The sequence below is a fragment of the Pseudomonas sp. WAC2 genome, from assembly GCF_030403525.1.
Taxonomy (GTDB): Bacteria; Pseudomonadota; Gammaproteobacteria; order Pseudomonadales; family Pseudomonadaceae; genus Chryseomonas; species Chryseomonas luteola.
In genome coordinates, this window is record NZ_JAUEPD010000004.1 from 214,580 (window position 1) to 232,174 (window position 17,595).

General features: G+C 52.6%; 12 protein-coding genes. 5 read left to right on the top strand and 7 right to left on the bottom strand.

Features of this window, described 5'->3' with window-relative positions; genetic code table 11:
- Positions 1–450: 450 nt before the first annotated feature.
- Together QWJ10_RS10580 and QWJ10_RS10585 are read right to left on the bottom strand one after the other, a co-directional pair.
- On the bottom strand, positions 451–1,494 hold the full coding sequence (locus tag QWJ10_RS10580) for a formylglycine-generating enzyme family protein (protein ID WP_289926210.1): 1,044 nt from the start codon (positions 1,492–1,494) through the stop codon (positions 451–453).
- On the bottom strand, positions 1,491–3,185 hold the full coding sequence (locus QWJ10_RS10585) for an arylsulfatase (RefSeq protein WP_289926212.1): 1,695 nt from the start codon (positions 3,183–3,185) through the stop codon (positions 1,491–1,493). Before QWJ10_RS10585 ends, QWJ10_RS10580 begins: the two co-directional genes overlap by 4 nt.
- A gap of 645 nt (positions 3,186–3,830) precedes the next feature.
- Here QWJ10_RS10585 and QWJ10_RS10590 point away from each other — a divergent pair.
- Positions 3,831–4,958, top strand: coding sequence for a hypothetical protein (locus tag QWJ10_RS10590; RefSeq protein ID WP_289926214.1), 1,128 nt, complete (start codon positions 3,831–3,833; stop codon positions 4,956–4,958).
- Positions 4,959–5,720: 762 nt separating this feature from the next.
- On the opposite strand, the gene QWJ10_RS10595 is transcribed toward QWJ10_RS10590, so the two are convergent.
- Positions 5,721–6,875, bottom strand: coding sequence for a hypothetical protein (locus QWJ10_RS10595; RefSeq protein WP_289926216.1), 1,155 nt, complete (start codon positions 6,873–6,875; stop codon positions 5,721–5,723).
- 954 nt (positions 6,876–7,829) lie between these two features.
- On the opposite strand from QWJ10_RS10595, the gene QWJ10_RS10600 reads away from it, so the two are divergent.
- The gene (locus tag QWJ10_RS10600; protein WP_019364079.1) at positions 7,830–8,729 is read left to right on the top strand and encodes a LysR family transcriptional regulator; all 900 of its coding nucleotides are present in this window, start codon (positions 7,830–7,832) and stop codon (positions 8,727–8,729) included.
- Between the two features lie 11 nt (positions 8,730–8,740).
- On the opposite strand, the gene QWJ10_RS10605 is transcribed toward QWJ10_RS10600, so the two are convergent.
- The 4 genes from QWJ10_RS10605 to QWJ10_RS10620 all read right to left on the bottom strand — a co-directional run bounded on the left by QWJ10_RS10605 (position 8,741) and on the right by QWJ10_RS10620 (position 12,864).
- The gene (locus QWJ10_RS10605; protein WP_019364080.1) at positions 8,741–9,517 is read right to left on the bottom strand and encodes a substrate-binding domain-containing protein; all 777 of its coding nucleotides are present in this window, start codon (positions 9,515–9,517) and stop codon (positions 8,741–8,743) included.
- A 34-nt stretch (positions 9,518–9,551) separates the two neighbouring features.
- The gene (locus QWJ10_RS10610; protein ID WP_289926223.1) at positions 9,552–10,847 is read right to left on the bottom strand and encodes an MFS transporter; all 1,296 of its coding nucleotides are present in this window, start codon (positions 10,845–10,847) and stop codon (positions 9,552–9,554) included.
- Between the two features lie 296 nt (positions 10,848–11,143).
- Complete coding sequence (locus QWJ10_RS10615) at positions 11,144–12,439, bottom strand: sorbosone dehydrogenase family protein (RefSeq protein WP_289926225.1); 1,296 nt, start codon at positions 12,437–12,439, stop codon at positions 11,144–11,146.
- A complete protein-coding gene (locus QWJ10_RS10620) occupies positions 12,436–12,864 on the bottom strand; it encodes a DUF2231 domain-containing protein (RefSeq protein ID WP_289926226.1) in 429 nt (142 codons plus the stop codon). The genes QWJ10_RS10615 and QWJ10_RS10620 overlap by 4 nt, the downstream gene beginning before the upstream one ends.
- A 525-nt stretch (positions 12,865–13,389) precedes the next feature.
- Here QWJ10_RS10620 and QWJ10_RS10625 point away from each other — a divergent pair.
- Genes QWJ10_RS10625 through QWJ10_RS10635 form a run of 3 tightly spaced genes read left to right on the top strand, consistent with a single transcriptional unit; the run spans position 13,390 to position 17,220 of the window.
- Positions 13,390–14,016, top strand: a complete 627-nt coding sequence (locus QWJ10_RS10625; RefSeq protein ID WP_289926228.1) for a (2Fe-2S)-binding protein — start codon at positions 13,390–13,392, stop codon at positions 14,014–14,016.
- A complete protein-coding gene (locus QWJ10_RS10630; protein WP_289926229.1) occupies positions 14,009–14,998 on the top strand; it encodes a xanthine dehydrogenase family protein subunit M in 990 nt (329 codons plus the stop codon). Before QWJ10_RS10625 ends, QWJ10_RS10630 begins: the two co-directional genes overlap by 8 nt.
- A complete protein-coding gene (locus tag QWJ10_RS10635; protein WP_289926231.1) occupies positions 14,995–17,220 on the top strand; it encodes a xanthine dehydrogenase family protein molybdopterin-binding subunit in 2,226 nt (741 codons plus the stop codon). The genes QWJ10_RS10630 and QWJ10_RS10635 overlap by 4 nt, the downstream gene beginning before the upstream one ends.
- Positions 17,221–17,595 lie beyond the last annotated feature (375 nt).

Consider the following 17,595-nt stretch of genomic DNA (forward strand, 5'->3'; position numbering starts at 1 on the left):
CGAGCTCAGCGCGTACAGACGAAACGTTTAACGGTAATTACGGATAGGGCGATTGCCGTCTTCTTGCTCTACCATAAGAATAGCTACATCTTGTGACCTAGACAGACATCGAGACGCTTTCAGATAGTTGAATCAATGCACTCCAGCACCCTCTTTTCATGAGCAGAGAGCTGAATTAGGCATAGCACTCAAAGACTAGATGGTTCCTTAATGAGAATACAGGACGCCCGATGGCAGAAGTTAATCACGTGATTGTTGGGTGCGGCGTCGAAATTCGAGGCCATGTCTCTCTGGCCTGCCTAAGGAAATCATTTTGAGACAACGCCTAGATAGGCAAATACCATTACCGCAGGAGCGGGGCCGCCCTAGACGGCCCATCTTCATTCAAGACATGGATGCCTTTTGCATCTAAAACGGCCAGGTGTAATCCAAGCTTGGAAATACAGCTGCCTAGCGGGTCGGCGCCTTTGTCGAGACCGTTCTAAATCCGATATGCGAGGTGCCTAAATAACTGACCTGGGGTTGCCTGGCGGAAGGTCGATAACGAAGACAGTAATCTTCGGCGCACAGGTGGGAGCCACCTTTTATAACCTTCACCGGAACGCCAGGCTCCCGCGGGTCCAGCCCCGTATCAGGCCCTTCAGGATTGTTGGTCTCGACACCCTCATGGCCCGGGCGATACCAGGTACGGGTAAGCTCCCAGACATTACCTCCCATGTCAAAAAGGTTGAATCCGTTGGGTGGAAAGCAGCCCACGGGAGATGTCCCCCGGTATCCATCAATTCCTCGATCCGCAAGGGGAAAGTCGCCCTGCCAAGTGTTAGCTTGTGGATGTTCATGATCCAGCGGTTTGTCACCCCAAGCGTAGTCCGCTTCTACTAGGCCGCCGCGGGCGGCGTACTCCAACTGCGCCTCGCTTGGCAGCTCTCGCCCCAGCCAGGTGGCATAGGCCAGAGCATCATCAAAGCTGACATGAACCACCGGATGATTGAGTCGAGTTTCGATGCCCGAGCCAGGGCCCTCCGGGTGCCGCCAGTTTGCTCCAGCAATAAACTGCCATCCTGGATGTTCTTTTGAACGGACAAATACCAGCGAGCCGGGCAGACGCACCGCCGGAGGAAGTCCTCTGGCCGCTTCGCCACTGAGCCCGCGCTCCGCCTGCGTCTGATAGCCGGTTGCCCTTACAAATGCTGCATACTGCGCATTGGTGACAGGGTGACGGTCTATCCAGAAACCTTTGATGCCAACGGGGACCGCTGGTCGCTCTTCGGGATAGAAGCGCTCGGACCCTATCGTAAACCGGCCTGCGCTTAGCTGGATCATTCCATGCTGCTCTCTGCCCTGCCGCGTCAGGGGCAGCCCGTCGTAGGTTTCACACAAATAGCCTGGCAATGGCGATGAATCCGCCACGGCCAGGTAGCGCAAAAGCCCTCCGGTCAGGATCGCGAGCAAAAGAGCGCCGATAGCGATCAGGTGATTACGCCGTACGCTCACAGGTCTGGTGCGCTGTCGGCCGGGCGCTGCAGTGCAGGAAAGCGCGGCACTCCTGCCTCGTCTATAGAGATGTTGTTACTGCCTGCATACTGCCGCCAGTCTATCAGGAGGTCCTTAACCTGCTCAGGATGTTGCCCAGCCAGGTCCTGTTGCTCGGCGGGATCGGTGGCCAAGTCATATAGACGCCAGGTTGCGCCTGTTATCTTGGGCGCATAGACCAGCTTCAGGTTGCCTCGACGAAGCGCTGCTGCACCGTCCTGCTCCCACCCTATCGGCTGCGCGGCGGCATGAATCCGCGGCTCCTCTCCACTAAGAAACGGCAACATCGTGCTGCCCTGTGACGGGATGACTACCCTACCCTTATAGCGAATACCGGGATGTTCTATACCGGCTACCTGAAGAAAGGTCGGCATGACGTCACGGACACTGGCAAACTCCGTTGTCTGGCCCTTGAGGACCCTGGCCGGAAAATGTACAAACGCAGGTACCCGTATTCCACCTTCAAAAATGGTCTGCTTATAGCGCCGTCCCGGCTGAGCACTAACTTGCGCCCAGGCCGGACCGTAGGTCACAAACGAGTTGGCTCGCCCCAAATTGTCCAGACGATTATCAAAGTGTTCGGCTACCCACTCTTTGATTGAATCCCCTCGGTTCACCGACTCCGGGCCGTTGTCGGACATGAACAGTATAAGTGTATTGTCATACTCGCTCAGGTTTTTAAGATGAGTGACGAGGCGGCCAATCTCCTGATCCAGAGACTCAACCATTGCCGCATAGGCCTCCATTGAGCGTGCTGAGCGCATTTTTTCTTCCGCGCTTAAGGAATTCCACTCAGGCACGCCTTCCAGTACCGCCCGCGTCTGGAAATCGGCTGGAAGCAGGCCTAGCTCTTTTTGGCGAACCAGGCGTTGATCGGCAATCACCTGATACCCCCTGTCATAGAACCCACGGTACTTGGCAAGATAGCTATCCGGCGCCTGGAGCGGCCAGTGAGGCGCCGTGAAGGCTGCAAATGCAAAGAAAGGCTTGTTTTGCTCATGCGCCGCCCGGGTCGTCTCGATCAGCCGATCGGTAAAATAGGTGGTCGAGAAGTAGTTTTCGGGCAGAGCAAGCGGTTCCCCATTATGGACAAAGGTTGCCGAGTAGTTGGCCTGGATAGACATTTCCTTTTGCTTGAAATGAGCTGCCCCTCCCTCCAACACCACATAGGACTCAGCAAACCCTCTATTCTGAGGCTGTTGTTCCGGCAGCTTGCCCAGATGCCACTTCCCTGCAATGGAAGTCTCATAGCCGGCGTCTCGCAGTAGTTCAGCCAGCGTAACAGCCTCACCTTGTAATACGCCCTCATAGCCAGGACGGATGGCTTGGTGAGCAAACAGCCGATTACGTGTCTCGGCCATCATGCCAATACCTGACAGGTGCTGGTCGTTGCCAGTAAGCAACATGGCACGGGTAGGAGAACAGCTCGGCGCGCTATGAAAGTCCAGCAAGAGTTTTCCACCAGCAATCAACTGATCGAGGTTAGGTGTGCTGATTTCACTGCCCATTGCGCCAAGGTCTGCATAGCCCAGGTCATCAGCAACCAGCAGGAGAATATTAGGCTGATGAGGTGTTTGGGCGTTTTCAGCGAACGACGTTGTGCTCGATAAGAGACAAAGACAGGTGGCAAATACACCTGGTAGAAGTTTCATGGGTTTTCCTTGTTGTTGTATGCCCATTTTTGAGCTTGACCTCGGTATCGGCCAGCATCTAAATAATTATGATAGTTAACTTTGTTTGTCAAATCTGCCTGCGTTTTGACGCAATGTCCTGACCGGCACCTAACAGGCTCGGCTGCAGCTTTTCAGTCAGGTGCGCTGTAGAGCGATGGGTCACGGACCTTCTCGATTTAAACGTTGAATGCGTGAGGCAAGGCGAGGCTCCACGCTTGCATTCGGGTCAAGACAGGCATCCGTAGATGGCAAGCTTTGGTCCAACTTCTGGTTGTGGAGCAATATGGCTTACATAACATGTCACGACGCTGCGTCATGCCGCCACTCGACGCTTTTTAACCGCGCCAATTCCGAGCTGTATTGCCAGGGGTCCTTCATAGTAGAAAAGTGCTGCATCGTTATCTTCGCTCTTGCATCACTACCGCTTGGACTAGCAATTGAAGGTTTAAGCCCTATGGATTAGAGGCTCAAGCAAAAACCGCCTCGTTAATGAAGCCAACGGATCGGCGTCCGGCGTAGGTAAAGGATCTGATCACAGCAGATTCAGTCCAGGCCATAGGTGGGAACTTTTGTTAGTAGAAAACCACGCAGGAACTTTCTCTATATCCAACAGGCCTGTCCATCATGTATCCGATTGGTACTCCTTCTGTTGTTACCATTCACTCTCCAACACCTGAAGAGGATGTTCGGAAGAGTGAAACTGCTCCGCTGCCTCCCCAGAAATTGCCAGTAAAACCGCCTCGGCCAGATGCTCCACCATCAAGTCCGCGTGCCTCTTCGCTGCAAGTAGCACGATTTTCAGGTGCTTGGAAAAAGGCCAATAAGGATATTGTCAGCGAGGTGGCAAAGCACTTGGCTTTCCCTGATCGCTTGGCATTGTCACAATCTAACGATGCATTATGTCAAGCCATGATTGAGCACAATGACATCAAGGTTCCTGACAACGTTGTAGAGGCTTGGACGACCTTACAAAAAGCTCCAAATATCAGGGCGATGGATACGTTACTTCAACATCTACCCAACGCAAATAATTTAGACAAATCGTCTATAGCAATGGAATTTGTTAAATATCTAATTAATTTTCAATCAGAGTCTGAATCCAAACTTGAGCAGTTGGATCATTTATATAACGCACTACCAGATATAAATGTCGAAAATCCAAGCATCGCGATGACGCTTAGTGAAGCTCTTTTCGCTTATGGAATCGCTCGGTTACCGCAGGAGAAACATACTGCAGGTTTAGAGCGCATAACGAACACTCTTTATGAGATGGCAGCAAGGCCAGATGAACTTACTACCTTTGGTGATTTAGCAGCAAAGCGCGAAAAATCTAAAGCGCTAACAAACTTGATAACTATTGCATCGAATAAGTTTAGTGTCATGCCGCTCACTGGCAACGATAGAGAGGCTATTGGCAAAAAAATAGTCGAGACGTTTCATCTTGTTCAGGGTGGTGACTGGCTGCATGATTTTTCACTCGTCAATAAGCGGCCTGATTTAAAATTACCAAACCAGCAGGCTGAAAGCGTTTTGAATACTATACGTGCTTTAGAAGATGTTCAAACCAAGTTGGGGCTAGCGAGGGAATGCATCGCTCACTTTAATAGCTTCGAGTTAAAAGACGCCCCAAAATTCATCTCCGACTTAGAGGAACAAGTAAGCTCCTTACAAAGCTGCGAAGAGCAGCATAGTGCCGTAGGCAACCTTTTAAATGAGCTCAAGAAATTAAGTTCTGTCTTAAAAACAAGCTAATAGACTGGCATCTTGTATGCTCTCTAGCAGAAATCAGAGATGAACAAAGGCGGCGTAGTATCCTACGAAAGATCGACTGTAGAGAATAAATCAACCATCGAAATGATTTATTTAATAAGGTTGATTCAGCTATCAAGATGTCAGGACCAAATATACCTTTTGCCTTACTCTGCAAAGCTTCCTGACAGGAATCCTTGACAAGGACTAGGATAGTGAAAATTTACGTCATTAACACAACCGCTGTAGTATGCGATCGGTAATCACTCAGCGCATCATGTGTCTAGGCGTGCCTCGACGGTTTGACATACACGTAAACGAGTTGCTATTCAGCTAGTTGAAGAAAAACACCTGCTTTGACAAACTGGCCAGTAGCTTCGAAGCTGTGGTTATTCTGGCTTGTATCGAGCGATGCATGTGGGCGGACTGTTCAGAACACAATTTAAGACAGCATTATAAAAAACTATTTGCAGCTAGGCAATGAACATCAAAGGGGCCTTATAACCAATGGACTCTATTAGCGCTTCGGCTGGGTTATCCAAAGCAATACTACTCGTGTATTGGTTCATCCGCACATATCTTCCAAGACGAGGCAAATGAAAACAAACTATTTTCCATATTCCTGGGCATAAGCAAACCTTATGACTAGACCACACAGATACCTGTGTTGACCAAGTATCTGGAAACGCGACATGCCTCTTATGACAGGCTTAAAGCTCAGAGAGGCCATGAGAACTCAAGGTTCTCATGGCCTACTTTGTTGGCTTACTGCTGAATAATGGCCGCTGTATTCAGCATGCCGGTTTGAGATACCGTAGCCTGATTACCCTGGCCGGTACGCTCAAGTGTTACAGACAAACCTGAGCCTTCCTGAGTGAGCTTAAAGACATCGTTGACAGTCTGGCGCTGAGTAATACTCATGTAGTTATCGTCACCCAGCTGAGCGACTTCCAGTGAGCTATCGATCGTTCTATCCTGCACAAGATCCATGGTATTGCCATTACCTTCCTGATTGGTAGTGATCTCATTAGATCCCTGCGCAGCCCTCTGGTCTACATTCAGAGTATTGTTATCCCCTGTTTGGGTTGCATCCAGATAAACCCGTGCTGAAGCAAACATTCCGGCGTTACCTTCTTGCCTGGAAGTTATAGTGTTGTTATTACCATTTTGTGTGAATCCGGCTGATGTATTCAGGATTTGAGTGGCGTTTACGCTATTACCGTCACCGGTCTGGTTAAAGCTCAAGCTATTCCCGCCGTCCTCAGGATACTTAGGGTTACTGCCGTCTTGGTCAACGACTACAACGTTCGCATTTCCAAGTTGGTCGCCTACGACCGAATTATTCATATAGCGTTGAGTAGAGGTAATAGCGTTGTTATCACCATTCTGGGTTACTGAAAAGCCGCTTCCCACACCTCCCGTGTCCTGTTCTACAGTGATGTTGTTTGAGTTGCCAGTGGTATAGGCAAAAACGGGAGCATAGTACAGCCCGGTCTGGACAATATTATGTACGTTGTTATTACCAATTTGCTCGCTGGACGCTACGCCTATTAAGCCACCTGTACCGTCATAGTTATAAACGTTTGCATTACCATTTTGCGTTAAATCAGCATAGCTACCGCCCTCCTGGTAGATGGTCGCAAGGTTATTGTCACCCGTCTGGTAAACCCTTGATTCAGCGTCGTTGGTATTTTCTGCCTGAAAAACGGTAGCCGAGTTTGTGTTCCCATTCTGCTCGACGATCTGCCTACTATTGATGCCCAGTTGATTCTGTACTGCCTTATTAGAGCTTCCGGTTTGGGTAAGCTCAGCAGTATTGCCATCCCCAGCCTGGTTAATCTCAGACTCATTCATTTCAGCCATTGCAGTAGCAGTTGCAAGGGTTAGGGCTGTGGCAGTGAAAAGGTGGTGAAGACGCATATCGATTTCCTTGTCGTTATACCTAATATATGGCCTTAAAGATGGCAGTAGGCCAGTTAACCAGAGAGACCGCATCCTTCTTCTGATCTTGATAGTTACCAGTTGCACTGGTAACAACAGCGTAGATTCAGAAAAACTGATTGCCATCAAATCCGACAAATGGACAGGTACGTTTATTACGTCATGAAACCCTTAGTTTATTTTTAGAAACAGATCAGCCACGACTAACCTTTTAATAACTATCAATACTGCAACAAGATCCTTATGAGTCTGCAAGACAAGTTAGGAAAATGCGGATTTAATCGGTATCTCAAAAGCAATAACGTTATGACCCGCCAATGCCATAATGTCTTTCCCTGATATTGCAAGGAAATATAAAAGAACTGGCAAGTCGAATCATTTAGTCCGTTATGCGCTATTAATTAAAGCCAAACGCTTAATCTTCAGGTTATTATCCAACACGTTAGACGCTATAAAAATGGAAGTATTCCTCCTTCCTATGAATGTTTAAGTTATTTTTTATATAGCGGTAGCGAGGAACCCTAAATGTTGGACATCTAGCCGGACCCTGTTAACTCTTTAGTCCAAAATATGGTCAAACTTACACCAAGTAGTTTTTCAATCACCTCAACAAAAGCTACTCCTTGCTATAGACCTACAAATTTAGGCGATTTGATCCTGCTCTTATAGCCGATCCGCATGTTGCGAATGTTCTAAGTTGTATAGCTCTCGACAAATGTATTCAATCGTGAACAGTCAGAACTGATGTACTCCAGCATTCTCACTCACAGTTACGGATCATATGGGAGGAACGCGTTAACTAACCTAAGGGCGAGAGGGTTAGCACATAACGGCGCGATTAAGGGCTGCATCAAATTATGCCCATAAAAGCGGTTTGCCATATCTATATCCGATAATATATGTCTATTATTCAACACAAGTTATGTGAGTACGATGGCCGTCAACTTCGACCTAAATGATCTTCAGGCATTTTGTGCTCTGGTTGAGCATAAGAGTTTTCGTGCTGCTGCCGATGCGATCTACATCTCTCAACCGGCTTTGAGCCGTCGCATCGATAAACTGGAGGGCGCGCTCGGGGTAAAGCTGTTCGAGCGAACCACACGACGAGTAAGCCTTACCATGGTAGGTCGGGCATTTGCACCGCGGGCCGAACGCCTCCTCAATGACCTGGATGATGCGCTGCTAGGAATAAGCGAAGTGGCTTCCAACCGTACGGGGCGGGTAACCGTGGCCTGCGTTCCTTCTGCGGCGTATTACTTCATGCCAAGTGTTATCGCCCGCTACCATGCTATCTATCCCAAGGTACGCATAAAGCTGATTGATACCAGCGCCAACAAGGTATCTGCGGCTGTTATCAGCGGTGAGGCTGATCTGGGCCTAAGCTTTTCCGGCAATCTCGATCAGGACGTAGAGTTTGAATGGCTGGTACAGGAGTCTTATGTCGCGGCCTGTCGGTGTGATCATGCGCTGGCAGGTAAAAAAGCGGTACGTTGGGATGAGTTCTACCGCTACGACTACATTGTGGTCGACAAGACATCAGGTAATCGTTTTCTGCTGGACCAAGCACTTGCTCATATTGCACCGGAGCGTCTTAGTATTTGTGAGACCCGTCATGTGACGACCATGCTGGGTATGGTTGAAGCAGGACTTGGCATCGCAGCGGTCCCTGCCATGGCTCTGCCGGCTGGCCATCATCCGGTTCTCACCAGTGTGCCGCTTATTGATCCGGTTGTGGAACGTCACGTAGGTATTATCAAACGGCGCGGCCGCGCCCTTTCTCCAGCCGCAGCCGCTTTGGAAAAGCTGCTTATCGATATGAAAGCGCAGCCGTAAAACAGGCCGGCCTAAGGTACTGAATCCAACCCCGTCGAGCGAACCTGCTGCTGAACCTCCTTGGATGAAAGGTATTGCAGCAATGCTCTAGCCTCCTCTGGATGCGCTGCACCTTTGGGAATAGCACCTGCAAAACGGGTAACCGACTGAACCGATTCAGGGATTTTCCCTATAAAGGTTACGCCAGGCACAGGCAATAGCTCACTCACCTGTTGAAACCCCAATTGGTAATCTCCCCTGGCAACCATGGAACCTACCGGATCCTTTTCAATCATCTTTGCCTTCGGTTTTACCTGGGTTTCAATACCGAGTTTCTTGAACAGCTGATTTTGAATGTATACACCACTGGCGCTATCAGAATACGCGATAGAGTCGGCCTTCAGCAGTGAGGCTTTCAGCTTTTCCACGGTATCGACCTCAAGCTTGGGGGAGCCCTTTCGAACCACTGCACCTATACGGGAATCGGCCAGCTCAATTCGAGAGTCCTCCTGAATCTTGCCCTGTTTGATCAGCTCATCAAGAGCATATCCGACCATGATGACTACATCGGCCTGTTCACCTCTTGCCAGGCGATTTGGAATAGCCTCGGGAGCCTTGCCCATCGAAGGACCGCGGCTCGTTTGTAAAGTATCCCCGCGCTGGGCGGCAAATTCTGGTGCCAACTGTTGATAGGCGGCAGTAAACCCACCGGATATCATTACCTTTAGATCTGCTGCCTGAGCCGTTCCCACCAGGCTATATCCCAGCAGAGCTACTGCGAACACACTTCTCTTGATAAATGCCGTCATGATTATTCTCGCTTATAGACGATACAGGGGTGTTTCAGGCGGTCTGCAGCTGCAGGGAGCTGCGGCGATACAGGTAGCACGTCGCCAACAGTGCGCAGATAGCTGCAAAACTCATCCAGTAACCAGGCGCGGCCCTATCGCCCGTCGCTTGGATCAGAGCAGTTGAAATGGCTGGGGTAAATCCTCCAAACACAGCGGTAGCCAAGCTATATGCCAGCGAAAAGCCTGCCACCCTGACCTCAACCGGCATAATTTCGGTTAACGCAGGAATCATGGCGCCGTTATATAAGCCATAAAGAAACGACAGCCACAGCAGAACGCCTAACATAAGCCCAAAGCTGGGCGCATCCGCCAGATATGATAGGGCTGGATACGTGGTCACGATAGCAAGTGCAGTCATCGCAATGAGTAATGGCTTGCGCCCGAACCTATCGGATAGCGCCCCGCCAATAGGCAGCCAGATAAAATTTGAGACGGCGACGAGCAGCGTTACCAGCAAGCTGTCCGAGGCACTTAGCTTGAGTACCGTCTTGCCAAACGTAGGCGCATAAACGGTAATCAGATAGAAAGCCGTGGTGGTCATGGCGACCATCAGCATGCCAGCTACTACCACCGTCCAGTTGTCCAGCAGAGTCCTTAAGACTTCGCGCATTGCAGGATGATGACGGCGAGTGTTGAACTCCTGAGTTTCCTCAAGCTTGCGTCGTAACACGAAGATAAACGGAACGATCAAGCAGCCCAGCAGAAACGGGATGCGCCAGCCCCAATCGGCAATTGCAGTCTCAGAAAGCCAGTGGTTGAGTCCAAAACCCAAAGCCGCGGCCACTACGATGGCAACCTGCTGGCTGCCTGACTGCCAACTTGTATAGAACCCCTTTTTACTTGGAGTCGCAATCTCGGCCAGATAGACCGATACACCACCGAGTTCGGCACCTGCGGAAAAGCCCTGGAGTAGACGGCCCGCTAGCACGAGCAGGGGGGCCCAAAACCCTATGCTGTCATAACCCGGCACCAAGACGATCAAGAAGGTCCCGGCAGCCATAATCGAAAGGGTTACGATCAAGCCCTTGCGATGCCCTACCTGATCGATGTATGCGCCCAAAACTACAGCCCCCAGAGGGCGCATTAGAAAGCCAGCGCCAAAAACTGCAAAGGTCATCATCAGGGAGGCAAATTCGCTGCTAGCTGGAAAGAAGGCCTTGGCGATATAAGTGGCGTAGAAGCCAAACAGGAAGAAATCAAATTGCTCAAGAAAGTTGCCCGACGTCACGCGGAATATTGCACCAATCTTTGAGCCAGAAGCGGCACGGTGGCCATGAGCAGGAACCATAGAACACTCCACGTCTTGTCTCATATGCAGAAGGCATATGTCTTTTTGTAACAAGAAGAGTGGAGAAAAATTATTGATTTGATAAGTGCATATTAGTGATCGACTAATGCATGCATCGCATTAATTACATTGCACTGGAGCACACATCTTTAACAGCGCATTACCTGCTAAGCGATGCGCCAGAGGATCAGAGTGGTAGATAAAGGATAAATAGACGAGACGTATCCGCTGACTGCCCCTGATATTTCCCTGGTGGGTACGGACGGCCCTGATAGGACCGTCCTGCGCAGAACCAACTACTGCGTCCGCGTCACCCGCCATACAGTATTTGATAGGTCATCAGCGATGATGAGCGCACCGCGCGGATCGACCGTTACACCCACCGGACGGCCATAGGTTTTTCCGTCATCCCCACGGAATCCTGTCGCGAAGTCGACAGGATCACCGGACGGGCGTCCGTTGCTGAACGGTACGAAGACCACTTTGTAACCGACCGGATTCTTTCGGTTCCAGCTGCCGTGCTCGCCAACAAATACGCCATTGGCAAACTTGTCACCCATTTCCGGTATTGAGAAATCCACACCCAGCGCGGCGACATGGGAGCCCAGCGCGTAATCTGGCGCGATGGCAGAAGCAACCTTTTGCGGATTCTCTGGCTTCACGCGAGGATCGACGTTCTTACCCCAATAACTGTAGGGCCAGCCATAGAATTGGCCTTCACGGACCGAGGTCAGATAATCCGGAACCAGATCAGGGCCCAGCTCATCCCGTTCGTTCACCACGGCCCACAATTGCCCCGTCTCCGGCTGAATGGTCAATGCTGTGGGGTTACGCAGACCGGTCGCATAGGGTTTGTGAGCGCCTGTTTCAGCGTTGACTTGCCAGACCATTGCGCGATCTACCTCGGCTTCCATGCCGCGCTCGGTAATATTGCTGTTGGAGCCGATGCCCACGTAGAGAAAACGACCATCGGGACTGACCGTCAGCGATTTAGTCCAGTGATGGTTAATTTCCGCAGGCAGATCGGTAATCTTGGTCGGTGGACCGCTGGCCTTGGTTTGACCATCCACATAGTCGAAGCGCACCAGCGCATCCTGATTGGCCACGTACAGCTTGCCCTCAAATAAAGCCAGACCGTACGGTGCGTTCAGGTTCTCGGCAAAAACCTCTTGAATCTCGTAGGTACCGTCACCGTTTGCATCGCGCAGTAATGTAAGGCGATTGCCCCCTTTTACCTTAGTATTGCCCTCCGCTTTGATGACGCTGGCAATAACATCTTTCGGCTTGAGTTTCGCTGCGTTACCGCCCCGGCCTTCCGCCACCAAGATGTCCCCGTTGGGTAGTACAAGGGTTTGCCGCGGGATTTTAAGATCCGTTGCGATCGCTCTGACGTCGTAACCCTCAGGCACTTTTGGCTTTTCGTCGCCCCAGGGTGCTGGATCAGCAATCTTCATACTCGGTAGCAGGCCGCGCTCAGGATTAGGTAGTTTTGGATCACCACCATGTGATTGGGTGGCTTCGCCCTCGCCACTGCCGCACGCGCTTAGCATTACCGCCATGCTCAGTATCGTCAGTGCACTCGAATACCTCATCTTGCACCTCCTGAGCGCAGGTTGGTCAGTCCGATCCAGGCTGCAACAACGCTGAGCAGCGTTACGACTACCGAGAGGGTCAGCCCCATGGGCATCGACGCCCAGGCATCCTTTGCATGTTCGAAGGCATTAACCAGCCCCAGTATCCAGGTGATCAGCAGGAGCAGAAAATACATCACTGGCCGCCCGCCCTTATGATCAGCGCGGATCAGATTGACCAGCGCGAACAATAGCGCCAGCCCGCAGAAGAGCTCACCTCCGGCAATCAGCCAGGACGAAAAGTTGTTCCACTGGATCTGATATGTCTTGGAATAGGCAATATCGCTGAGCAGCGCGCCAAGAAACAGCGGCACGGTTCCGGCAAGCAGTATCGCATGCAGCGGACCGGGTGTGACTCTATAGGTCGGATGAAGTGCAGTGGTCACGGGAGCTCCTTTTCTCTGTTGTGTGTCGCAGAGGCCGTATGCAGGTGCACCGGTTGTCAGGTACCTGCTGGCGCTGCCACAGCAAAGGAACGCAGCGCTTATGTGTTAGTTCACGGCTGCCCATTGAATGAAACATATTGAAACCTCTGGAGGCGCTCTACACCGCGGCCTCTGCCGATCCGACCCTTCGACATGCTCCAGCAGAAGGAAGCGACCTATAGGACAAGAGGGATGTTCTGCACGGCCTACTTCATCGCAAGTTTCGAAACACACATCCTGTAATCAATGGTCGGAAAACGTATGACTATTGCCGGACCTTTCTGTCCTGAAGGCGGTCCGTCTAAAGCGGCCTTGCTGACGCAGAAGCGGTGAGCCGTCTGTGACCACTCCTGAATGGGCGTGCCCGTGATCGCTGCGAGCCAGCCCCGTCGGCAAATGGATAACGCATGTATCAGGCATGCGCGGCCGTTTTCGAGCGGGTCAAGTCTTGTGGCGAGACGGAACGTCCCAACGATGAGGACTTCCATGAGCGAGTCGATATCCCCCAACCGCCGCAGCTTTCTTAAGTCTGTGGGTGTATCCAGCCTAGCCGTCGCCTCGGCTCCAGTTTGGGTTCAGGCCATTCAGGCCGCACCTGTCGACGATACCCAACAACCTCTGCAACCTGGCGAGCAAAGGATCACCCTGAAGGTGAACGGCCAGGCTCACACACTCAATGTTCCTGCTAACGCCATACTGCTTGATGTACTGCGTGACCGTCTGCAGCTAACCGGAACTAAGAAAGGATGCGACCACGGTCAATGTGGTGCCTGTACCCTGCATGTGAACGGGACGGCAGTGAATTCCTGCCTGTCGCTGGCTGTCAGCCATGACGGTGATGAGATCACCACTATTGAAGGCCTAGAAAAAGACGGCAAACTGCATCCAGTCCAGGAAGCTTTCTGGGAACACGACGCTTATCAGTGTGGCTATTGCACTTCCGGGCAGATCATGAGCGCCGTGGCGATCCTGAATGACCCCTCCATTGGCAGCGACGATTCCAGCGTCCGCGAAGCCATGAGCGGCAATATCTGCCGCTGCGGTGCCTACAAAAACATTCTTGCGGCCATACAGTCGGCCCGCGGCAAGGTGAAGGGGCCAGCTGATGCGTAGCTTTCAATTTGATCGTGCAACCAGCACCGAGCAAGCTCTAAAGGCTGGCCAGTCAGACCAGGCGATGTACCTGGCTGGCGGCACCACGCTCCTTGATCTCGTGAAGCTTGACGTTATGCAGCCCGAACGGCTGGTGGACATCAACCGTGTAGGCCTCAACAGACTGGAGCGCCAGGATGATGGCAGCGTGCGTATCGGTGCCCTGGTCACCAATACAACGTTGGCTCAAGACAATTACATTGTCCAGGCCTATCCCGTGCTGTCTCAGGCACTGTTAGCAGGCGCTACGACACAATTACGTAACAAAGCCACCACCGCTGGTAACGTCATGCAACGGGTGCGCTGCCACTACTTTCGCGACAACGTTTCGCCCTGCAACAAGCGCAAGCCCGGCAGCGGTTGCTCGGCGATCGAGGGTGACCATCGCTCAGTCCATGCTGTCCTGGGCACCAGCCAGCACTGCATCGCCATGCACCCATCTGACATGTGCGTGGCGATGGCGGCTATTGGTGCGACTGTTCATGTACAAGGCCCCAAGGGGGAGAGGACGATTGACTTCCTCGATTTCCATCTGCTGCCCGGTGACACCCCCGAACGTGAACACGCCTTGGCGCCCGGCGAGCTGATTACTCACATCACGCTTGCACCGCCACTGGCCAGCAGCCGTTCGGGCTACCTGAAGCTGCGCGATCGCGCCTCTTATCAGTTCGCGCTGGCGTCGAGCGCCGTCATCGTGCAGATGCGGGGTGATCGCATCACCGACGCGCGTATTGCGCTGGGAGGCGTCGGCACCAAACCCTGGCGAGCCCATGAAGCGGAACAGTCATTACGCGGTCAGCCCGCCAATGACGAGACCTTCCGCCGTGCTGCGCAACTAGCGCTACAGGGTGCCACGCCTTATCGGCACAACGCCTACAAAATTCCCCTGGCCCAGCAGGCCATCGTACGTAACCTGCAGACACTTACCGGAGGTGTGGCATGAACGACATCATCGGCGCGGGTCCCAGGCGAGTCGACGGGCGACTCAAGGTCACCGGCCATGCCCAATACACTGCCGATCATGGACTTAAACGCATGGCGTATGCCTATGGCGTCTACAGTACCATCGCCAGCGGCCGTGTCACCCGTATCGATACCGATGAGGCTCAGCGCATGCCGGGCGTACTCGGGATCTTCCACCACGGCCATTTCACTGAACTCTATCGCCCCCCCAAGATGAAGCTGAACCCAGCTAAGATTGACCGGCTTGTGAAGGTTGATGAAAGCCGTCTGCCGTTCGAGGACGACCGCGTTTATTACGCCGGTCAGTTCGTGGCCATGGTGGTAGCCGACTCCTTTGAACAAGCCCGCGCAGCGGCCTACAGGGTCAAGATTGAGTATAAGGAAGAGCCTACCTTAGCCACGCTCGCGCAAGCAAAAAAGGTACAGTCACCCAAAACCGCGGGCTCGGATTACTCACGTGGAGACCCGCAAGCCGGTTTTGACAAGGCAGCCCATCGTATCGATGCAACTTATACCACGCCTGTCGAAACCCATAACCCGATGGAGATGCACGCCACGACCGCCTATTGGGAAGGTGATCGGCTGTTCGTGTATGAATCTACACAGTCGGTAATCGTGCACCGCAACACCTTGGCCCGTATCTTTGGTTTGAGCCCGGACAAGGTCGAACTGCAATCGCCCTTTATAGGTTCAGGCTTTGGTAGCAAGCTCTGGGCGTGGCCGCACTCCCCTGCTACTTGCGCTGTCGCGCGGCTTGTAGGTCGTCCCGTACAGTTCGTGGTGCCACGTCCGCAGATGTTTACTACCACAGGCCATCGTCCGGCCACCGAGCAACGACTGCGGCTCGCCACGGACGATCAGGGAAAGCTACTGTCGGTACGACATGAATCGGTCAACAGCACGTCCTTTACTGACCAGAACACCGAGAGCTGCGGTAGCGTGACTAAAAGTCTGTACAGCTGCCCCAACTTGGCCGTTACCCATGCGACCTTGCAGGTCAACCACGGTACGCCTACGTCCATGCGCGCACCGGGCGCTGCGCCGGGCCTGTTCGCACTGGAATCAGCCATGGATGAAATGGCGGAGGCCATTGGCATGGACCCGCTGGCGTTTCGCAAGCTCAATGCCTCAACTCGAGACGAGAGCAAAGACATGCCCTGGTCCAGCAACCACCTGCAGGAAGCCTTCGACAAAGCCGCGGCCAAGTTTGGCTGGGACAAGCGCACCCCAGAGCCCGGCTCGATGCGAGACGGCCATGAGGTAATCGGCTATGGCCTGGCGGCCTGTAACTGGGATGCCATGCGCTGCGCCTGTGAGGCCCGGGTATCACTGCGTGCCGATGGGACGGCTTACGTCACTTGTGGCGCGCAGGATATCGGGACCGGCACCTATACCATCGTTGCCCAGGCCGTGAGCAAGATCACCGGCCTGCCACTGGAAAAGATCACTGTACAGCTGGGTGACTCATCCTTTCCGCCCGGCCCCGTCTCTGGCGGCTCCTGGGCAACCGCTAGCGTACTACCCGCCGTGGCGGAGGCTACCCGGGATGCTATTGAGCAGCTAAAGAGCTTTGCTATAGAGGACGGGCCATTCAAGGGTGCCGACCCCAAAGCACTGGAGTTCGCTAATGGCCAGCTGGTCAAGGATGGCCACGCGCTGGATTTTGCCCACCTGCTTACTACACGGCGTTTGAGCAGTGCTGAAGGCGAAGCCCGAACCGAGACAGCGGATAAAAGTGATGTTTCGATCCGTTCCTTTGGTGCACACTTCGTGGAAGTACGGTGGGACCCGGGTATCTCTCGTCTGCGTGTATCACGGGTGGTCAGCGCGATAGATGTCGGTCAGGTCATTAACGCCAAAGCCGCTGCGAATCAGGTGGAGGGTGCGATTGTAATGGCTATTGGCATGGCAATGTTCGAGGCTACCAGTTACGACGAGCGCAACGCCATGCCCACCAACAATGACTATGCCGAGTACATGGTGCCGGTACATGCCGACCAGCCGCCGGAACTGGACGTGATACTGCTTGATTATCCTGACTATGCCCTCAACGAGTTTGGTGCACGCGGTATCGGTGAGATCGGCATTACAGGGTTGGCGGCTGCTATCGCCAACGCGGTGTATCACGCTACCGGCAAACGCATCCGCGACCTCCCGATTACCCTAGACAAGCTGATGGATGAGATTCCCCAGGCTGTATAAGCCGCCACAGCCCAAGGATGGGCGCCGGGGTTACGAAATTAGGTATTTCCTGCACGCAGTCGGATCAGCTCTCACCATTACTACTCAAAACCTCCTATCTCGAACCCGTTAAGGTAGTAATAAATAGGGCAGAGTTAATCGTCATAAGTGCACACAGCTCTCTGGCGAGACAATCAATCTTTACCGTCTTACTAAAGCCATGAGCAATCATTGCTGAAAGTATGCGATACACCGCGGTTGCTTTTAAGGTATTCTTACACCATAGGCTTTAAATAGACGACTCCGCGCCCTACTTGATGATGTTATTTTTGCCTAAAAATAACTAACCTACCCTGATAACACACCATCGACTTCAAAGCAGCTGGGAAACAGTGG